Here is a 15655-nt window from a genome sequence, read left to right as displayed (position 1 = left end):
CAACGATTATGCCGATTACGATTATTCGTAATCAGGAATCCAACCTTCGCGGTGCATTTCCAGACGCTTGTCAAGCAGCGTCTTCAGCTCATCTTCGCTACGGCGTTCAAGCAGCATATCCCAGTGTGTGCGGGTAGGCTTGGTGATTTCATCGCCTTCCTGATCCTGCTCGCCCTCACGTCGTGCCACAAGGCCGCAACGGCATTCCCATTCATCCGGGACTTCTGCACCCTCAGCAAATGGCAGGATGGTGCGATGACCCTTCGGGCAGATGTATGCCACATCATTGCGCGCGGCGAAATCCACGTTGTCATCAGACTCCAAAGACTTTGCACCGATGCTCATGCCTCGCAGACTGCGTTCTGCCATTACCTTTGCCTCCTTATTGGCTCACTATCATCCAAGCTACAAAACAGTTAGGACGTGCCCCATATTCCCGTAATTCTTCACAGGCTGATGGACTACGTACCACCCGCTCATTCAATCCTGTTCGATATCGATTCCTGTATATGCGATCACACCACGATTGATCAATGACTCAGCCTCATGTGCGACCTCTGCCAATTGAGCATGATCGCCAAGATATGGCTTGGCCACAGCGATTTGCTGCAATACATCGGCCAAACGCTTGGCATTGCGCACAAAATCGCCGCCTGTCAGCTCAGTATTGCGCAGCACGCTGGAGAGGTCGTCCCCGCATGCCCAGTCATAGAACACATCGACCAAAGACACATCCAGTGGCATCAATTCTTCCAGGCCGGCATCATCGCGAAGCACATTGACTTGCGTATGGATCCGCCGCATCTGCTGGGCGGCAACCGCCACAGCGCCTTCAGGGCCACCGGGGTAATGGCGTGGCTCTCCCCCGCCTCCCCTGCGTGACTCCACCACCAGAGTGCTCAGTGTCGAAGCCAGTTGCACAGGCGTCAACTCATCCAAAACACCGCTGTATATTGCCTGAGCAAGCACAAGATCCTGTTCGCTGTAGAGTCTGCGCAGCAGCTGTCCGTGCTCGGTCAGTTGATAATCCTTGGATTGGCGGCGTTCTGCGATATTTCCAAGCTCTGAGGCTCTTCCATGAGATTCCGGCTTCTCGGATGCTTTGTTCTGTGCAGAGATCGACAAGTAACCGAAATCATGCAAAATTCCGCAAATACCGTCGAATTGCCGTGCCACGGATCCCGTACGCGAATCGAAACGATGCCGAATTCGTCTCAACTCCTTATATTCGCGGGTCCATCTGTGTCCCCACACCATATGCTGTTGCAAATCAGGGCATTGCCTGCAGGGATGGTTGGCATCCTGTTCGCGAAGACGTGCGATCCGCTCATCGAGCTCCTTGAAGGCCCGTTTACGCTCGGACTCCGTGGCGAATACGCGGTGCTTGATGCGTTTGCGCTCATCCTTTTGAGCTTCGCTCAGCTCCATGCGAATCTTGAGCAATTGCGCAAAATCCCCGTATTCACATGCGAAGGCCTGCTCATAGCCCTGCAATGCCTGCTCCAGAGTCGTCATTTGCGACTCGAGTTGCCATGCAGAGGCGTTTGCCTCCCACTGCGCGAATGAATGGTCCAATGTGATACGAGCCGTTTCATAATCGCTGGAATTCAACAGATTCACGGCCATATTGAAAGTCGGTCTGAAACTTGAATGCAGAGGGTATACGCGCTTGCTTGACAGAGCAGCAGCAGTCGCTGGCACAAAATCGCGGTGATCCACGACCACCGCATGGCCAATGCTATCGATGCCACGCCTCCCGGCTCGACCGGTCAGCTGGGTGAATTCGCCTGGGGTCAGTCCCACATGACCTGTGCCGTCATATTTCTCGAGTTTTTCCACAACGACACTTCGCGCAGGCATATTGATGCCCAAGGCCAATGTCTCCGTGGCGAAAACCACCTTGACCAAGCCTTCGGAGAACAGACGCTCCACGATATGGCGATACAAAGCGACCATGCCGGCATGGTGGGCCGCGAACCCCTCTTCGAGGGCAAAGCGGAACTGGCTGAAGTGCAAAGCCTTCAGATCATCCTTCGACATTTGCCCTTCAACCATTTCGTCGACAATCTGGCGGATCTTCAGTGACTCTTCATGACTGGTGAGCTCAAGACCCGCGTTGATGCACTGTTCCACGGCCTGATCGCAGCCATTGCGGGAAAATATGAAGAAAATCCCCGGCAGCATATCCAGATATTGCAGCTCATCAACGACCGCCCAACGCCGTGGCATATACCTCACAGGATGCTGACGCTCGACATGCCGTTTGCCGGACTTTCTGCCATATGAGGAGGCATGCTGTCCTCGTCGCCTCAAAGCCTGCCTATCCAGCTGATCAAGCCTGCTAGCCAAATGCGCATTCAGCTTATCGGTCTGCTTGCCGTTGTTGTCATGACGATAGAGGTCATAGAGTTCAGGCTCGCTATTCTCATCGGCCTGCACCAAAACATGCTGTTCCAAGGGCACCGGTCGATGCTCGGAGACAACCAATTTGGTATCACCGCGAACGGAGGCGATCCATTGAGAGAAATCCTCGACATTGGAAACCGTTGCGGAAAGGCCCACGATACGCACCGACGACGGCAGATGAATGATGACCTCCTCCCATACTGGTCCACGGAATCGATCAGCAAGATAATGAACTTCATCAAGTATCACGTATCGAAGAGCATTCAGAGTCGAAGAGTGCTCATACAGCATATTGCGCAGCACCTCTGTGGTCATCACCACGATATCAGCCTCTGAATTCACTGATATATCGCCTGTAAGCAGACCCACTCGATCCGAGCCGTAGAGATCGACCAAATCATGGTATTTCTGGTTGCTCAACGCTTTGATCGGGGTGGTGTAAAAGGCCTTGACATTGCGATTTTGCGCCAAGAACATGGCAAAATCGGCGATGACGGTTTTGCCCGCCCCTGTCGGTGCCGCGACCAAAACGTTGTTTCCATTTTCAAGCGCATCGATGGCCTGTTTCTGGAAATCATCAAGCTCGAATGGAAGTGATTGAGCGAATTGTGAGGCCGCTGTTGCACGATATGCCTTCTGTTTTTTGAATGCTGCGTATCGTTGAGCCGGCGACAATGATTCATTTGCTTGGTCGCTGTGACGTTGTGCACGGCGTTTGCCAGATGATGAAGACACAGTCTCTCTTCCTATTTACCATCAGTTGGAGACCTGTCCCCATCCTACAAAGTCAACCAGCCATACCACGCTGCCGGCGTATATCTGAGCTTGACTGAGCTGGTATTCATAGCCGCTCATAATGAGCCGGCTCACATTTGGGATACATGGCGATATGCCAAGCTTTGCAGCCATGGTTTCCTGGCCGAGCAGATTCACTCCTGTGCGGGAACCTCGGGATTATTGAATCTATCCCAGCGAGCCCACTGGCGGACATGACGATTCCGCTTGCGATTGTCGCGCTTGATCACATCCACATGGGCATCGCTATATCGCTGGGCCGCAACACGCAAGGGTTGCGTAAATACGGCCGGCTGGTCAGGATCCGATTCGACAGGCTCCGCCATGGCCTCGAACCTCTTGCTGAACTGAGCGCTCACTTTGCCGACGGTGTGCAGAGCCCGAAGCCCATGCTTGATGGCATACACGGTGCCTGCGGCTAGCGAGGCAATCATGGCTATGGTCAAGACCAGCCAAATCCACCAAGGCATGGGTTTCCTCTCTTTCAGTCCTCTACGTTGTCGTGCCCCAAGCTGAGCTCGCGCTCCGCTCTCACGGTAATCATGGAACGCAAGGTTTCTGGTGCGACAGCTGTGATATGACGTGCGTGGGCAATGCAGAAGGCCACGAACCACGAGTCAGAGACCACGGTGAGATGAACCTTTTCGCCCTCACCGCAAGGCTCCACTTTGGCTCCCTGCAATGCCTTGACAAAATTCAGATCCTCTTGGTCAGTGATGAATACCGCGGCGGTTCCATTGTCAAAACTCCACTGGCGCAATTCGCTGACTGGAGCATCCGGAATCTCGACAGGGTTCGTGGGCTCGACCAAATCCGCATGCTCAATGCGAGCCAGGCGCAGTACCTGCCAAATCCTCGGCTTGCCAGTGGCCTTGTTGATGGTCGTATCCTTGGCCACAAAACGAGCCAGATCCTCAGGTGCAGCCGATTCCACATCGGTCCATACGGCAACGTAGTAGACACCCTCATCCACGAAAATCTTCGCAGGAGCCACAAGCTTGCGACGTGTCCGACCTGCGCCATCCGTGTATTCCATATCCAAAAGCGAAGAGGTGGAAATGGCACGACGCACCACTGAGAAACTGCGTGGTTCGGTTTCATAACCAGTCAAGCTCAGCCAAGGGGTCTCCCCCGGCTTCACATGCTGACGTAGACGCAGATACAGCGACTGGGCCTGCGAGCGTTCCTTGTCTGGCAGCAATGGAGCATGAGCCAAATAGCTCATCGAAGCGGTGAGCATGCTCAGATATTGCTGTGAGATACCTGCCAAGCGTTCCAATCCAAGCGAATTGGTCGCCGAAACAATGCCCTCGGCATCCAAAAGCGACCAATCGATATCGAAGAACTGGCTTCCCGCCATCTCACCGTCATCCGACACCGTGGTCAAGGTGTTGATGTCCTTGTGAATCACCGTGACGTACTTCTTCAGCTCGTCCTCTGACTTGGCGTGGCCTATGAAACGCTCGGCCAACTCAGCCAAGGAGAATTCCTCGCCGAGATGTGCAGAAAGGAACAGCATCAATCGGAGACGACGGTCAACCTCACTGCCGGTCTGGAATGCCGAAGGCTTCTTCTGCTGGGAGTCAAGGAATTCGGGATCTCCCGGTTCGCTGGGCTGATCGCCTTGCTCACTCTGCTCATTCTGATCGACATCATTGCGCGAAGAGTCCGCCAAGACAAATCGTGTCGCGGCATCCAAACGACGATGGAAGGCATCCACCGCTTCCTGAGGGCTGACAATGGTCGCGCCTGGATGCTCGAGAACGAACATGGCCAAATCATCCGAATCGGTGTATGCCACGTTGATATGCTCGCCATCGACGTCCACCGTGGCGGCAAACCTACGCGAATCAATCACCTTGACCAAATTGTCAGGGATGGTCTGCGTTCCCAAACCCGGGGCGATCGAATCCAAGCCAAGTCCCGGAATCGGAGTCTGCGGCACGCGAGGTGCCGTACGAGAAGTCTGCTGAACCTGCTGCTGAGAAGAAGAGGAAATCGACATAGACCGTGCCAAATAGTTGGCAGTGGCCAAAACGGGAAGATCCTCTTGTTCAAAACGAAGTCGCACTCGAGGTTCGTCTCCAAGCTGAAGTCTGTAGGATGCAAAATCCTGTCCCTCAGACTTGGATGAATATTCAGGTTGCCTTGATTCGATGGCAATGCCCATCGCCGCCAACTTGGCGCGATCACGTTGGAATTGCTTTGCAAATGCCGCCTTGGCCGCCTGATCCGCAAGCTCGCCATAGGAATCGGCATACGCTTTCACACGTTGTGCGATCTGACGTGAAGTGAGCCATTGCGGGAATGCGGATGACAATACAGCCAACACATCCAGCTCGTGCTTGCCCCATTTGTCGGAAAAACGCCGCCTACCGTTGCTTCCTTCTGCCATTAGTCCTCACGTATCATTACCGTTACTCATAAGTGTGCATCAATCCACACACATGCTCATTATATCCTAGAGCTTTTTTGGCACGCTCGTGCCCGTTTTCCCGAAAAAGCGCCTGTTTTTCCTGTATGGCTGAAACTTGCGCTCACAACCACCCGTCTGGTTCGACCCCCTGAGGGCCTATGAATTCGCCGTTTGGCACATAACTCGGCTCCCCTTGATCTTCCAATACGGCATCCGCGAACATGGCCGTATTTTGACCAAAAGTCCAATCTCCTCGAATCGTCACCGATTTTGCAGCTGCCAAAGACGGCACAGAATATGGGAAACGCTCATTGAAATCGTTGATATTACGATAATATCGAGGATCCAAATCAACATCGGGGAAAATGTAATTGCCATCTTCCATCTCATAGGAATCCGTCAGATGGAAGCGATCAGATCGCATGATGAACAGATCATTGGTGGTTTTCACCGGCAGGAATCGCATGCGGTCGACCTGAACGCATATCGCGCCATCGAATAGACCGATTGCAGCGCCCATGGCCGTTTCCAATTGCACGACGTGTTCCGTCTCCGGATCGGTTGGATCGACGGTTTTGCGGTTGCGAATCACCGGCAAAGGCAGCACGCCGTCATATTGCTGCAGCTTCTCACGCAGTGCGTCGATGCGAATCCAGATGCTGTTGGTATTGAAGTATGGATGACGCGTGATGCTCTGCGCGGCAGACTTGTCATCGGGATGCACCTGGCTCATCTCGCGCAGCATCAGCCTTCCGGTAGCCGTGTCACGAACGATATGGCCGCCTTTGCGATCCGCATAGGTTCGTGTGGCGACTTCTGCCATGAAGGGTGCACCGGTATTTTCAAAATGCTGTGCCAGGGTTCGGGAAGGGCGGGCACCAAGATTATCCGAATTCGATATGAACAGGTATTCAAAGCCGCGTTCGCTCAGCTTGTCCAGCAAACCCGATTCCCAGATCGTAGAGAACAGATCGCCATGCCCTGGTGGACACCATTCCAATGCAGTATTTTTCGGATACGAGACTGGCTCGCCTGTGGACTCAACGATCTTCGGCTCTTGGTGTTGGATTATTTGGGTCGGAATCTCTTCCTGCTTGAAATGACGGTTCTGATGCAGCACGCGCATCGTATCGTCAGCAGTGCGGAAGGAATTCATGAAGGTCAGAGGCAGCGGAACGCCAAGACGGGTTCGAGCGGTGAGCACCTGCCCGATGATGATGTCCAGAAAGCGCATTTTCCTCGCCTTATGGCGACGAACCATGAGCAGCGATTTGGCCTGTTCCAATCCCATCGACGTGCCCAATCCGCCATTGAGCTTCAGGAACGCGGTTTTGGCGAATGCGCCGACTGCCTCATCATGATCGATCGTTTCATACACTTCATGGAAGCTTGGAACATCAGTGACCGGTTCTATGGCATCCTCACGAATCCAGCTACTCGCCTCTTCGTTGCGCCACACATCATACAATCTGCGGAACTGCGTTATTGCCACTTCACTCAGACCGTGCTCGCGCATCTTGTCTGCCGAATGTTCGAACACATCTTGAGTGCTGTTCACCTGAGACAATGTCCCAAACCTTTCTGACGGGAATATTCCACCAGTCTAACCCATCAATCCGGTTATTCGACATGTCAGCATGGCGCATCTGCGCATCACCGTTACGAAACCACACGAAAACCAGCAAGTCCTAGGTCTTGCCGGAATACTCAAGCTTACGAGGAAGATACGCCTCGCCTGAGTGACTTTGGTCGCTACGGGCTGTGGCGGTTTTCAAGCATACGAGAAGGGTATGCATCACCTGAGCGATGCATACCCTTTGATTGCTGCAAATCGTTGATTCGCGCTACATACCAAGCATCAGTAATCAATGCCTTGTTGATTCGCTGCCATGAACCCGACACTGCACAGCCATAAGCATAGCCCCAGCGATGCATGCGGTGACGAGAATGCTGACCATGATGGAAACCGCAGCTCCCGTATCAGCAAGGCGCGAGCTTGGGCGGCCTTTATGCTGCCCTGCTTTTGCATCCGAAGCAGTCGTGTTCGACGCATTGCCCTGCGTAGTCTGTCCGTCATTTTCGGAGTTGTTCTGGCCTTGGCCGTTATCGATATTGGTGTCCACGACTATGCGTGGATCTTCGGATGTGCTCACCGAGTTCATGCCGAGGCAACGCTTGAGTTCGCTTTCCTTGTACCAGTAGGAACCGTCGGCAACAGGCACGCAACCGTCATGGAAGGTGATTTCCTGCTCGTTGTAGAGCATGCGAACCACCGGTGTATACGCTTTTCCGGTGCTCGGATCGGTTCCTGAACGTGCCGCGACATCCCATTGGATGTTGGCTGCCATAGGCGTGACATTCTCGCCGCGCCATGCATTGTTCTGATAGGTGAACACATCGTTGTCGCTTTGCGGATCGGCGACGGCAGGTGCTTGCTGCTCCGAACCGGCTGCTTGATCAAGGCAGCAAATGGCATTATGGTTTCGGCATGGGCGAATCTGAATGTGGCCGCCGTGGTGCCGCCTGCCACGCGCTCATCTATGGACGCGAAGAAATCGTCCAAAAGCGGTTGAGCTATGGAATAGGTTTGGCTCTGGCCCTCATATCCGGGACCCTTTTCATAGAAGTCCTCGGCGTCGAGAATCCATGCAAACACATTCGCCGTATTGGCATCGAGATGCTCGAAATACTGATCAAAGTCGAAGGTGTGGGACCCAGTGTTTTCCTCCTGCATATCTGCAGCGATGATGTACAGGTTGTAGAGATCCATGGCTGCATCGACTTCAGAGGTGATCTTCTTGCCCATATCACCGCGGGCGTTCTTGTCCTTCGAAATATCTGCACCAGGTGCATCATTCCAGAATAGGTTGATATCCTGTCCACTCTTGTCGTCAAGTCCGTCGCCGTCCTTGTCGGCGTGCTTCTTGCCGTCAGAGGTGTTGTACCAAGAGTACTGGCCCTTGTCCTTACCGATATTGTCCAGGAATTCGGTAGTGAAAATCTGACTGAGCAATGCTCTGGAAACGTCCTCGCCCTTGCTTTCGATGTAATCCATCGCTGCGCCGATGATGGCATTTCCCTCACCATCGGCACCGTCGATGAAATCCGTGTATTGCTGGGCGATATCGTAGACCAGGCCGTGTTTGGTACTCCCATCAGGGTTCTTCACCTTATGGAAATACAGCGTGTCAGGGGATTTTTCAAATACGGAAGCGGCGCCAGAGCCAGCAGGATTGTTTGCTTTCAGTACCGAATTTGCGAGAGCATTGCCCGATGCGCTATCGAAACCAAGCTTGAAGTTCTCTCCCGATTCCGTGGCACGTGATTCGCCTGAGCTCTCGTATGCGATTGACTGGCCTTGAGCAGCTGCGCTGTCGAATAAGCCTTATTGCGCTCATAGGCACGCTCGCCGATGCCCTGATGCTGGGTTGCTCCCTGACCGGTGAGCATGCCATAGCCGTTTTCCACATTGGCGGCGATTATGGCGCGAATATTCGCCATGAATTCCTCGCCGATCTCATCACTGACAAAACCGCCTTCTGCCTGGGCTGTTTCGCCCATCTTCAACAGGAGTGCGTCATATTTATAGCTCGAAAGACCGCGGGATCCGTGCCGTGCAACAACTTGCGTGGAGATGGTTTCATAACCTTGCGGAGCTGCAGAATATGATTGCAGGACTTGCTGTGATGGCTCACGATATGGTTGTTTGCTGCTGTAATATGTGCCTTCCGCAGCGCTCGCTGCCGGTAGCGCAATGGTTGATGCCATCGCGCATAATGCGATACTTGAAATTACGCCGGCCACGATTCTGCCGCGCATACGACTACCCATGTCTTCTCCGTTCCTCTGCACCCTGGCAATAGAAGTGTTCGCGCTCTCTCATTGCGCGATGCACCACTGTGGACAATACGGTTGCAAAGTGAACGGTTGGGGTATCTGAGGGGTCAAGCAGGTGAACGGGCGGCGAAACAAGTGACTTGGGTCACATGATCGTGTTTTCGAATACGAGGCGCATCTGATGCCATTGGACGTTGCCATGCGTGGATTTCGAGGTGATGCCTTCGTCTTTGAACCCGAATTTCGCATAGTAATGAACTAATGCATCTTTGCAGGTGAGCACGAGCCCTTTCCTCCCCTGCCGCTTTGCATCCTCGATAGCTCGATTCAGGAGTTGCCCTGCATACCCGTGTTTGCGGTAATCGGGTATGGTATTCACACCGAAAATCATCTGCCACGCGCCGTTTTCGTTATGCATGGCCGCATCTTCGTACATAAGGTCAGTGAGATCCGGCTCATCGGTGACCAAGCCATCAACAAAAGCTATGAGTCGATCTTCGTCAAACATCAACCAGAAATGATAGCCATAATGGTTGATGCGATCTTGAAATTCCTCACGGGTTGCGGCTTCTGCGTTTGGGAAACATTGGGCTTCGACTGCGGCAACCACATCGAGGTCCGCTAGCGTGGCGGTTCTGATGGTTATATTTCGGCTTTTCAAAGTCAGCGCCTTTCTCGATCTCGCTTCTTAATATTCAATTACCAAATATCGGGGTCATGGGTCAAATATCGCTACTACATCACCTTTTCTTAGCTATCGCCAAAAATCAGGGAGCCCGGAATCCAAAAGAATTCCGGGCTTGAGTCGACACAGATTGCGTAAATTTCAGTCAGCAGCAGCGCAATGCCTACACATCCTCGTATTCAACAATCACATTGTCCTCACCGATCTCTTTGCATACGCTCTTCACGAATTCTTCCAGCATGCTTTTTGCTCGGAGGTTTGCTTGGGACAAGAGACTTTTATCTTCCTGCGCGGCAACCCAATAATTCGATTATTCCGTTTGGATCCGAAAACCACATCTGAAAGGGCGGGTTGTACCTGTACTTTGTGCGATCAGGGTCGTCATGATACACACCTCCAGATCCAGCAAACCACCGCCCCAATGGAGAGAAGAGTCCTTTACTCCAAGCCACTGTTACTTCAATACCATTATCGGACAAAGCAAGTTGGGCTTCGACCTCAGGAACTTTTTCATCTTCCGTATATAACGTGCCGACACGAGTGGTACCCGGCTCAAGAGTATTGCCGCTCTCAGCTACCATCCCATCACCTTGTCATACACGGTACCGACCTCGCAGTCAAGGTCGGGGAACTCCTTGGAGAACTCGGCGAAGTGGATCTTTGCACAATCGATCTTCGACTGTTCCTCGTGACGTGTGTTGGCTAGACCGTTCTTGCTGTCCTTAGTCTCCACCACGAAAGTTTACGCGCTGCTCGCCATTGTCTTGGTCCTCCACGTATGCCCAGTCTGGATTGTACGAGCCGAGGGAAGTGTCTATGACGAAGCTGTCGGGCAACTTGGCACAGAACAGCACACCGCAGGAACGGTCGAGTTGTCTGGCGTACGGCCGTTCCACAGTCGTTGAATTGTATATCACGTAATCGTAGAGCTATTTCTCCAGATGGCTGGGCTGGAAGGCATTCTAACCCCTGTATCCCTTCATGCTGTGTGGCGACAGCATACTGGTCTTGTACCACTCCGCCTCAGGCAGCATGGTATAGGTGGTACCTTGGGCAGGAACAATGCGCTTCACTTTCTGGATGCAGGCAGCTACCTGCGAGATGAAGGCAGCCGGATCGACCGTGAACTCATCCAGTCTGCCGCAGTCCTCGAGGATGCGCTTCAGTGTGTCATGTGTCAAGCCGACCACGTCCTGCAGCTCTGCGATCGGATCCGGCAGATCGTACCTTATACCCGTGAGGTTCCGACTACGGACATATGCTCGTCACCATCAGAAATGCCTGACTCGTCGATGTTCAGTCCGGCGCGGTAACCGTGAATCTCGATGGGGCGTATCCGCTCCATCTCGCCGATGAACCTGATGGATTCCTCCACGAGTTTGTCACTGTCCACATGCAGCTCGAACTTGGTGCGCGGCCTGATGCGCCTCCATAGTTTCTTGAATGTTTCGTTCTGCGCGGCGTCCGGATTGAGTCGCACTTCCACCTTGTCGGCCTTGTCCTTGATCTGCAGATTCACGGCCTTGTGGGCGATGACCTCAAAGTCTTCGGGCAGCTCAAGTTCGTGCGTCTCCACCTGACGTTTGAGTTCGGGTTGGATCGAGCTCTTGTCATCCACGAGCTTGTTCGCCGCGAGATGCTCGTACTGGGTTTGGGAGTTCGCGAAACCAAACAGCTTTTCGGCGGTCTCGCCATTCTCCACTATACGCAGGTTAGTGAACGACTCTAGGGTGAGGATACCGAATCTGATGCCGTCCTTCTCCAGCTCGCTCTGCAGTCCGTCCGCGAAGGGTGGTGTGTACGACTTGGATTGGCAACGGTGTGTTGGACGGTTTCTTGGAGGACGAGTCCTTGTTGCGTGAATTCGTTGGGGCTCCGGTATCCGAGGGTGGAGTGGAGCCGTTGGTTGTTGAACCACCACACGTAGCCGTCGGGGTCGCTTCTCAGCCGTTCGATCGTGGAGTAGTGGTTTCGGTATATGAGTTCCTTTTTCAGGAGCCGGTTGGTCGTTTCGACCACGGCGTTGTCGTAGGGTTCCCCTTGCGGGACAGGGAGCGTCGTATGTCGAACGTTCGAGCAGTTCGTCGATCCTGGCGTTGTCGAACTCGCTGCCCTGTCGGTGTGGAAGACCTCCACATCCGTCAGGGGAAATTCGAGCGTGGCGAACGCGGCCAGCACCAGGTCCGCGGTACGGTTCGTTCCCGTGCAATGGCCCGCGATCGCCCGGTTCGCCAGGTCCATGGGCAGGCACACGTACGCCCCATCCGCCCCCGACCCTCCACGTACGTCAGGTCCGCTCGCCAGATGGGTATGCGGCCGGTAGCCCGAGAACTCTCGGTCCAGGAGGTTCGCCAGCCCCGCCTCGTTGACATCCTGTTTGCATGGCCTGAACGATGTCCTGCGCGCGTAGGCGCTTGCCATGCCGTGCCGTTTCATGATGTTGCCGATCCTGCGCCTGGAGGCGACCACGCCCCTTCCGGCCAGAGCGGCCTCGGTCTTCCTGACCCCATGGCGTTCGCGGCTGTCGCGCCAGGCCGCCCGCACGTCATCCGCGATCGGATCGACCCTCTCCGTTTCCGGATGTTCCACCATCCAGTAGTAGGTGGAACGGGGAACGCCCAGTATCCTGCATTGCGCCGATACCGGGCAGTGGCCGGCGTTGGCCCGTATCACGCCTGCTTTCATGCGAATACCGGCGCCGCTTGTTTTAAACGTCGACCTCCATCCCGCTGTCTGTTGAGCTTCCCCGGTTCGATCAGCTCGTTCTGCTCGGGCGTGCGGTTGTCCTCGGCCCTGGTGGAGCCGCCGTTGCAGATTCCCTGCACCCACCGGCGCGGCGTGGAATGGCAGATGTCGCATCCCGCCCTGATCTCGCGGGCGGGCTTGCCCGCCCCGTACAGCCGCACGATCTGCCTCTTGAACGATTCCTCGAAATGACGCGGATGATTCGGATCGGCCATCGCGGGTCTCCAATCTCGTAGAACAGTCCCTCATCGGACCGTCCAAACAACCACAGCCAATCCCTATGTGCCACGTGACCACGGTTACGGCAAAACCGGTCAACGGCAAATACCCGTGCAGCAAGCAGCGTAGCGCGTACTTTCCACAGGCTATCTGTGGTGCGCGTGCCAGAGGGCTATGACATGACGCACTTGACCGGCATGTGGTGCCTGACTAGGCCGAAATCCAAGACCAGCAGGGTCGTCCCCATCAGCCCACTATTGACAAAGGTAATAAAACGGTATCTGGAAGTGACCGAGGGGCAGCCGAACCCATATTGGCTGATCTTTCACACTCCAGAGTACAACCCCATCGGCCCGGTTGACGACGGACAGGGGTTTCGAGACCTCGTGAAATCGGTTGGTATAGAAAATTCACGGGAGCGATTCGGCAATGGAACTCGGCACGGCACCGTATCGCAACTGTCGTTGATGGGAGTGGATCACTCGATCATCCAGCAGATAGTAGGCCATAGCAGCATAGCCATGGTCGAACACTACCGGCACATCAATACAACGGAACTGATGCATGCGATGGAGACAATGGAAAACCTCTTGACCTCCAGCGGATCGAGTGGAAGGGGTAGTTTATTCCCTTTTCTCCCATATCTTGCATATCTTATCAATCAGATACAGGTCGCTGCTCATGTAGATTGCGGCTATGTCGGTCTTGATTTCGGTGAGCAGTGGTGCGCGGCGGCGGAATACTGGAGTGCCCTGGCTCATCGCATCCAATAGCGGGCCCTTGCGTTTCTCGAGGAGGATGCGGGTCTAGGTGCGTGCTCTCGTAGTTTGGCCCTCGCCGGGGTGAGTAGTGGGGCGCTGGGTGATGTCATCGGGATTCATGAAACGATGATGGCAATAATTGATTCGCTAGGATTCGCTATGTATTCACGGTTTATAAAGGATTGGAATCGTGGGACTCTTGAATGCTTTAAATAATATGTCTGGGTCTATGGGAACGATATTGGGTGCGCTCATAGCCATTGTTGCCAACGTTGTGAGTGTGATATTGCAGAGATCCTTGAGCAAGTCGGACGAACTCCGGATTGTACGTAGAAATGAATATTTCCAAGTAATCCGTATAACTAACATGATCGACGATAATTTGCGTAAGTTGCCACAAGCTATTATCACCAAGGAAGATTCCGCATCATCTGCTCAAGAGAAGGATCAGTTCGGAGTCAAGGTGATAGACATGATCGTACATACCAGAACGTCGTTGAACGAAGAAGCTCTTCGAATGGATTTGGTTGCAGATCCAAACGTTTCGGATGCTCCTAGACAGTACCAGCGCACTATTGAAGATTTCTTCAATAAGGTAATGAACGAAAATGAAGGCAAGTTCAAATCAGTCAAGTGGAATAACTTGCAGCATCGCTTAAACAAACAAAGAAGCTTGTTCTTAAAAGCCATGCGTAATGATATAAATATCAAGTAGAATGCGGAGTTAATATCTGGTTGCAAAATTTCCCGCAGGAACAGCGGATAGCATCAATCGATCAGGCGGTGGCCGTGTTGGCCTTGACCTCGCTGGCGGCCTGCTTGCCTGTGGTAGGAGTGGATTGTACGGGAGTCGTGGTCGTAATGGCTTTGACCGAGGCAGCTGATATTTCGACCTGTTTGATGAGACCATTGACATCGATCTGTGGTGTGCCGGGAACGGCGGGCTTGAGCAGGCCGTAGATGCCTTGGGCAACGCCGAAGCTGGCGAGCAGGCCTGGGGGGGGGGGAGTGCAGCCTAACTATAATCCCCGCCGGGCTGGGTAACGATGCCGTCGCCCAGCATCGACATGAGAGTGGTTAGCCCGAGTGTGAACAGGCCGCGGAATTGGTCTGGGATCTTGCTCCCGGTGAGTGTTGCAGTGTCCATGTGGATATACCTACTTCCGTTTGGCAAGGCTGAACAGGCAGGGGACCCCTGTTCGCGTACGTGGAACACAGCGACGCACCGACCACGACGAATGTGTGCTCTGGGGGGGGCGTCAACGCCGACATCAAGCGGATCCTGCACTCGCATCGCGGGCTTGGCGAGGAGGGCATGAGACGCTGCTGCGAATGGGTGCTCTACATGAAGACCGCTGACCCGAGGCAGGAACGGTTCGTCACCCCCGACCTATGGTGGCGAACACCCCCGGCTGCGCGGCCTCCCGTTGTCCACGCAGACGCGAACCGGACGGATGCGCAACGGCCCGTGCCAGAGGTCGATGCATAGGAGGGCGGTTTCGGCACCAGTAAAGGATGGACGGGACGGCCACTTTGACACGCCGCATTAGGGTTATTGGCCAGAATGTGTGTCTGAAATCGCCTCTCATGCCTTGTGCTGCAAGGTCTGAGAGGTGTTTGAATGTGGCGGTGGGGACTTTCGAGGTCGGCCAGAATGTGTGTCCGGAACGGGACGTGGCGCGTTGCGGGGCAAGGCCTGGGAGCCGTTTGAATGTGGTTGTCTGAATGGTATGAGAACCCCACTTTGCCCCGAATGCCACGGAACGATGAAGAAGAACGGGAAGACCTCCG

At 54.1% G+C, this 15655-nt stretch carries 15 protein-coding genes and 1 pseudogene; 2 read left to right on the top strand and 14 right to left on the bottom strand.

The features are described 5' to 3' along the window. Positions 1-21 precede the first annotated feature (21 nt). The 14 genes and pseudogenes from BITS_RS03105 to BITS_RS09345 all read right to left on the bottom strand — a co-directional run bounded on the left by BITS_RS03105 (position 22) and on the right by BITS_RS09345 (position 13099). On the bottom strand, positions 22-369 hold the full coding sequence (locus BITS_RS03105) for an RNA polymerase-binding protein RbpA (RefSeq protein ID WP_026642242.1): 348 nt from the start codon (positions 367-369) through the stop codon (positions 22-24). A 111-nt stretch (positions 370-480) separates the two neighbouring features. Continuing rightward, positions 481-3141: a DEAD/DEAH box helicase gene (locus BITS_RS03100; protein ID WP_081693536.1), complete on the bottom strand. Its 2661-nt coding sequence runs from the start codon at positions 3139-3141 to the stop codon at positions 481-483. 194 nt (positions 3142-3335) lie between these two features. Continuing rightward, positions 3336-3671, bottom strand: coding sequence for a hypothetical protein (locus BITS_RS03095; protein ID WP_026642243.1), 336 nt, complete (start codon positions 3669-3671; stop codon positions 3336-3338). Between the two features lie 14 nt (positions 3672-3685). Then, complete coding sequence (locus BITS_RS03090) at positions 3686-5596, bottom strand: helix-turn-helix transcriptional regulator (RefSeq protein ID WP_026642244.1); 1911 nt, start codon at positions 5594-5596, stop codon at positions 3686-3688. A 142-nt stretch (positions 5597-5738) separates the two neighbouring features. Further along, positions 5739-7133 carry a UTP--glucose-1-phosphate uridylyltransferase gene (locus BITS_RS03085; protein WP_044259362.1) on the bottom strand — a complete coding sequence of 465 codons (1395 nt, stop codon included), beginning with the start codon at positions 7131-7133 and terminating at the stop codon, positions 5739-5741. A gap of 349 nt (positions 7134-7482) precedes the next feature. Next, positions 7483-9448: pseudogene (locus BITS_RS03080) on the bottom strand (histidine-type phosphatase). 151 nt (positions 9449-9599) lie between these two features. Next, entirely contained in the window at positions 9600-10115 is a 516-nt protein-coding gene (locus BITS_RS03075; protein WP_154568110.1) for a GNAT family N-acetyltransferase, read from the bottom strand. 302 nt (positions 10116-10417) lie between these two features. Next, positions 10418-10720 (bottom strand): hypothetical protein, encoded by a 303-nt coding sequence (locus BITS_RS03070; RefSeq protein WP_026642247.1) that lies wholly within the window; start codon positions 10718-10720, stop codon positions 10418-10420. Continuing rightward, positions 10714-10872 (bottom strand): hypothetical protein, encoded by a 159-nt coding sequence (locus BITS_RS09600; RefSeq protein WP_154568111.1) that lies wholly within the window; start codon positions 10870-10872, stop codon positions 10714-10716. Before BITS_RS09600 ends, BITS_RS03070 begins: the two co-directional genes overlap by 7 nt. Beyond that, positions 10862-11056 (bottom strand): restriction endonuclease, encoded by a 195-nt coding sequence (locus BITS_RS09675; RefSeq protein ID WP_407712226.1) that lies wholly within the window; start codon positions 11054-11056, stop codon positions 10862-10864. Before BITS_RS09675 ends, BITS_RS09600 begins: the two co-directional genes overlap by 11 nt. A gap of 45 nt (positions 11057-11101) precedes the next feature. Continuing rightward, on the bottom strand, positions 11102-11320 hold the full coding sequence (locus BITS_RS08685) for a hypothetical protein (protein ID WP_152571209.1): 219 nt from the start codon (positions 11318-11320) through the stop codon (positions 11102-11104). 47 nt (positions 11321-11367) lie between these two features. Beyond that, positions 11368-11841 (bottom strand): hypothetical protein, encoded by a 474-nt coding sequence (locus BITS_RS08680; RefSeq protein ID WP_026642249.1) that lies wholly within the window; start codon positions 11839-11841, stop codon positions 11368-11370. A gap of 23 nt (positions 11842-11864) precedes the next feature. Further along, positions 11865-12824: an IS3 family transposase gene (locus BITS_RS03060; protein WP_202961120.1), complete on the bottom strand. Its 960-nt coding sequence runs from the start codon at positions 12822-12824 to the stop codon at positions 11865-11867. Next, the gene (locus BITS_RS09345; protein WP_044259350.1) at positions 12821-13099 is read right to left on the bottom strand and encodes an IS3 family transposase; all 279 of its coding nucleotides are present in this window, start codon (positions 13097-13099) and stop codon (positions 12821-12823) included. The genes BITS_RS03060 and BITS_RS09345 overlap by 4 nt, the downstream gene beginning before the upstream one ends. Before the next feature lie 183 nt (positions 13100-13282). Here BITS_RS09345 and BITS_RS03050 point away from each other — a divergent pair, with 183 nt between their 5' ends. Both BITS_RS03050 and BITS_RS03045 read left to right on the top strand, forming a co-directional pair. Continuing rightward, a complete protein-coding gene (locus tag BITS_RS03050; protein WP_154568112.1) occupies positions 13283-13876 on the top strand; it encodes a tyrosine-type recombinase/integrase in 594 nt (197 codons plus the stop codon). Between the two features lie 178 nt (positions 13877-14054). Continuing rightward, positions 14055-14579: a hypothetical protein gene (locus BITS_RS03045; RefSeq protein ID WP_152571212.1), complete on the top strand. Its 525-nt coding sequence runs from the start codon at positions 14055-14057 to the stop codon at positions 14577-14579. Positions 14580-15655: the final 1076 nt, after the last annotated feature.

It is taken from the genome of Bifidobacterium tsurumiense, from assembly GCF_000741765.1.
Lineage (GTDB): Bacteria > Actinomycetota > Actinomycetes > Actinomycetales > Bifidobacteriaceae > Bifidobacterium > Bifidobacterium tsurumiense.
Note: the sequence above shows the minus strand (reverse complement) of the source record. Positions and strands in the feature narration are given on the sequence as shown.

What these genes read in the sequence shown, in the direction of transcription:
- BITS_RS03090 (WP_026642244.1), bottom strand. Translation starts at nt 5,596, where the DNA reads ATGGCAGAAGGAAGCAACGGTAGGCGGCGTTTTTCCGACAAATGGGGC.
- BITS_RS03060 (WP_202961120.1), bottom strand. Translation starts at nt 12,824, where the DNA reads ATGAAAGCAGGCGTGATACGGGCCAACGCCGGCCACTGCCCGGTATCG.
- BITS_RS03050 (WP_154568112.1), top strand. Translation starts at nt 13,283, where the DNA reads ATGACGCACTTGACCGGCATGTGGTGCCTGACTAGGCCGAAATCCAAG.
- BITS_RS03095 (WP_026642243.1), bottom strand. Translation starts at nt 3,671, where the DNA reads ATGCCTTGGTGGATTTGGCTGGTCTTGACCATAGCCATGATTGCCTCG.
- BITS_RS09345 (WP_044259350.1), bottom strand. Translation starts at nt 13,099, where the DNA reads ATGGCCGATCCGAATCATCCGCGTCATTTCGAGGAATCGTTCAAGAGG.
- BITS_RS03085 (WP_044259362.1), bottom strand. Translation starts at nt 7,133, where the DNA reads ATGCGCGAGCACGGTCTGAGTGAAGTGGCAATAACGCAGTTCCGCAGA.
- BITS_RS03105 (WP_026642242.1), bottom strand. Translation starts at nt 369, where the DNA reads ATGGCAGAACGCAGTCTGCGAGGCATGAGCATCGGTGCAAAGTCTTTG.
- BITS_RS03070 (WP_026642247.1), bottom strand. Translation starts at nt 10,720, where the DNA reads ATGGTAGCTGAGAGCGGCAATACTCTTGAGCCGGGTACCACTCGTGTC.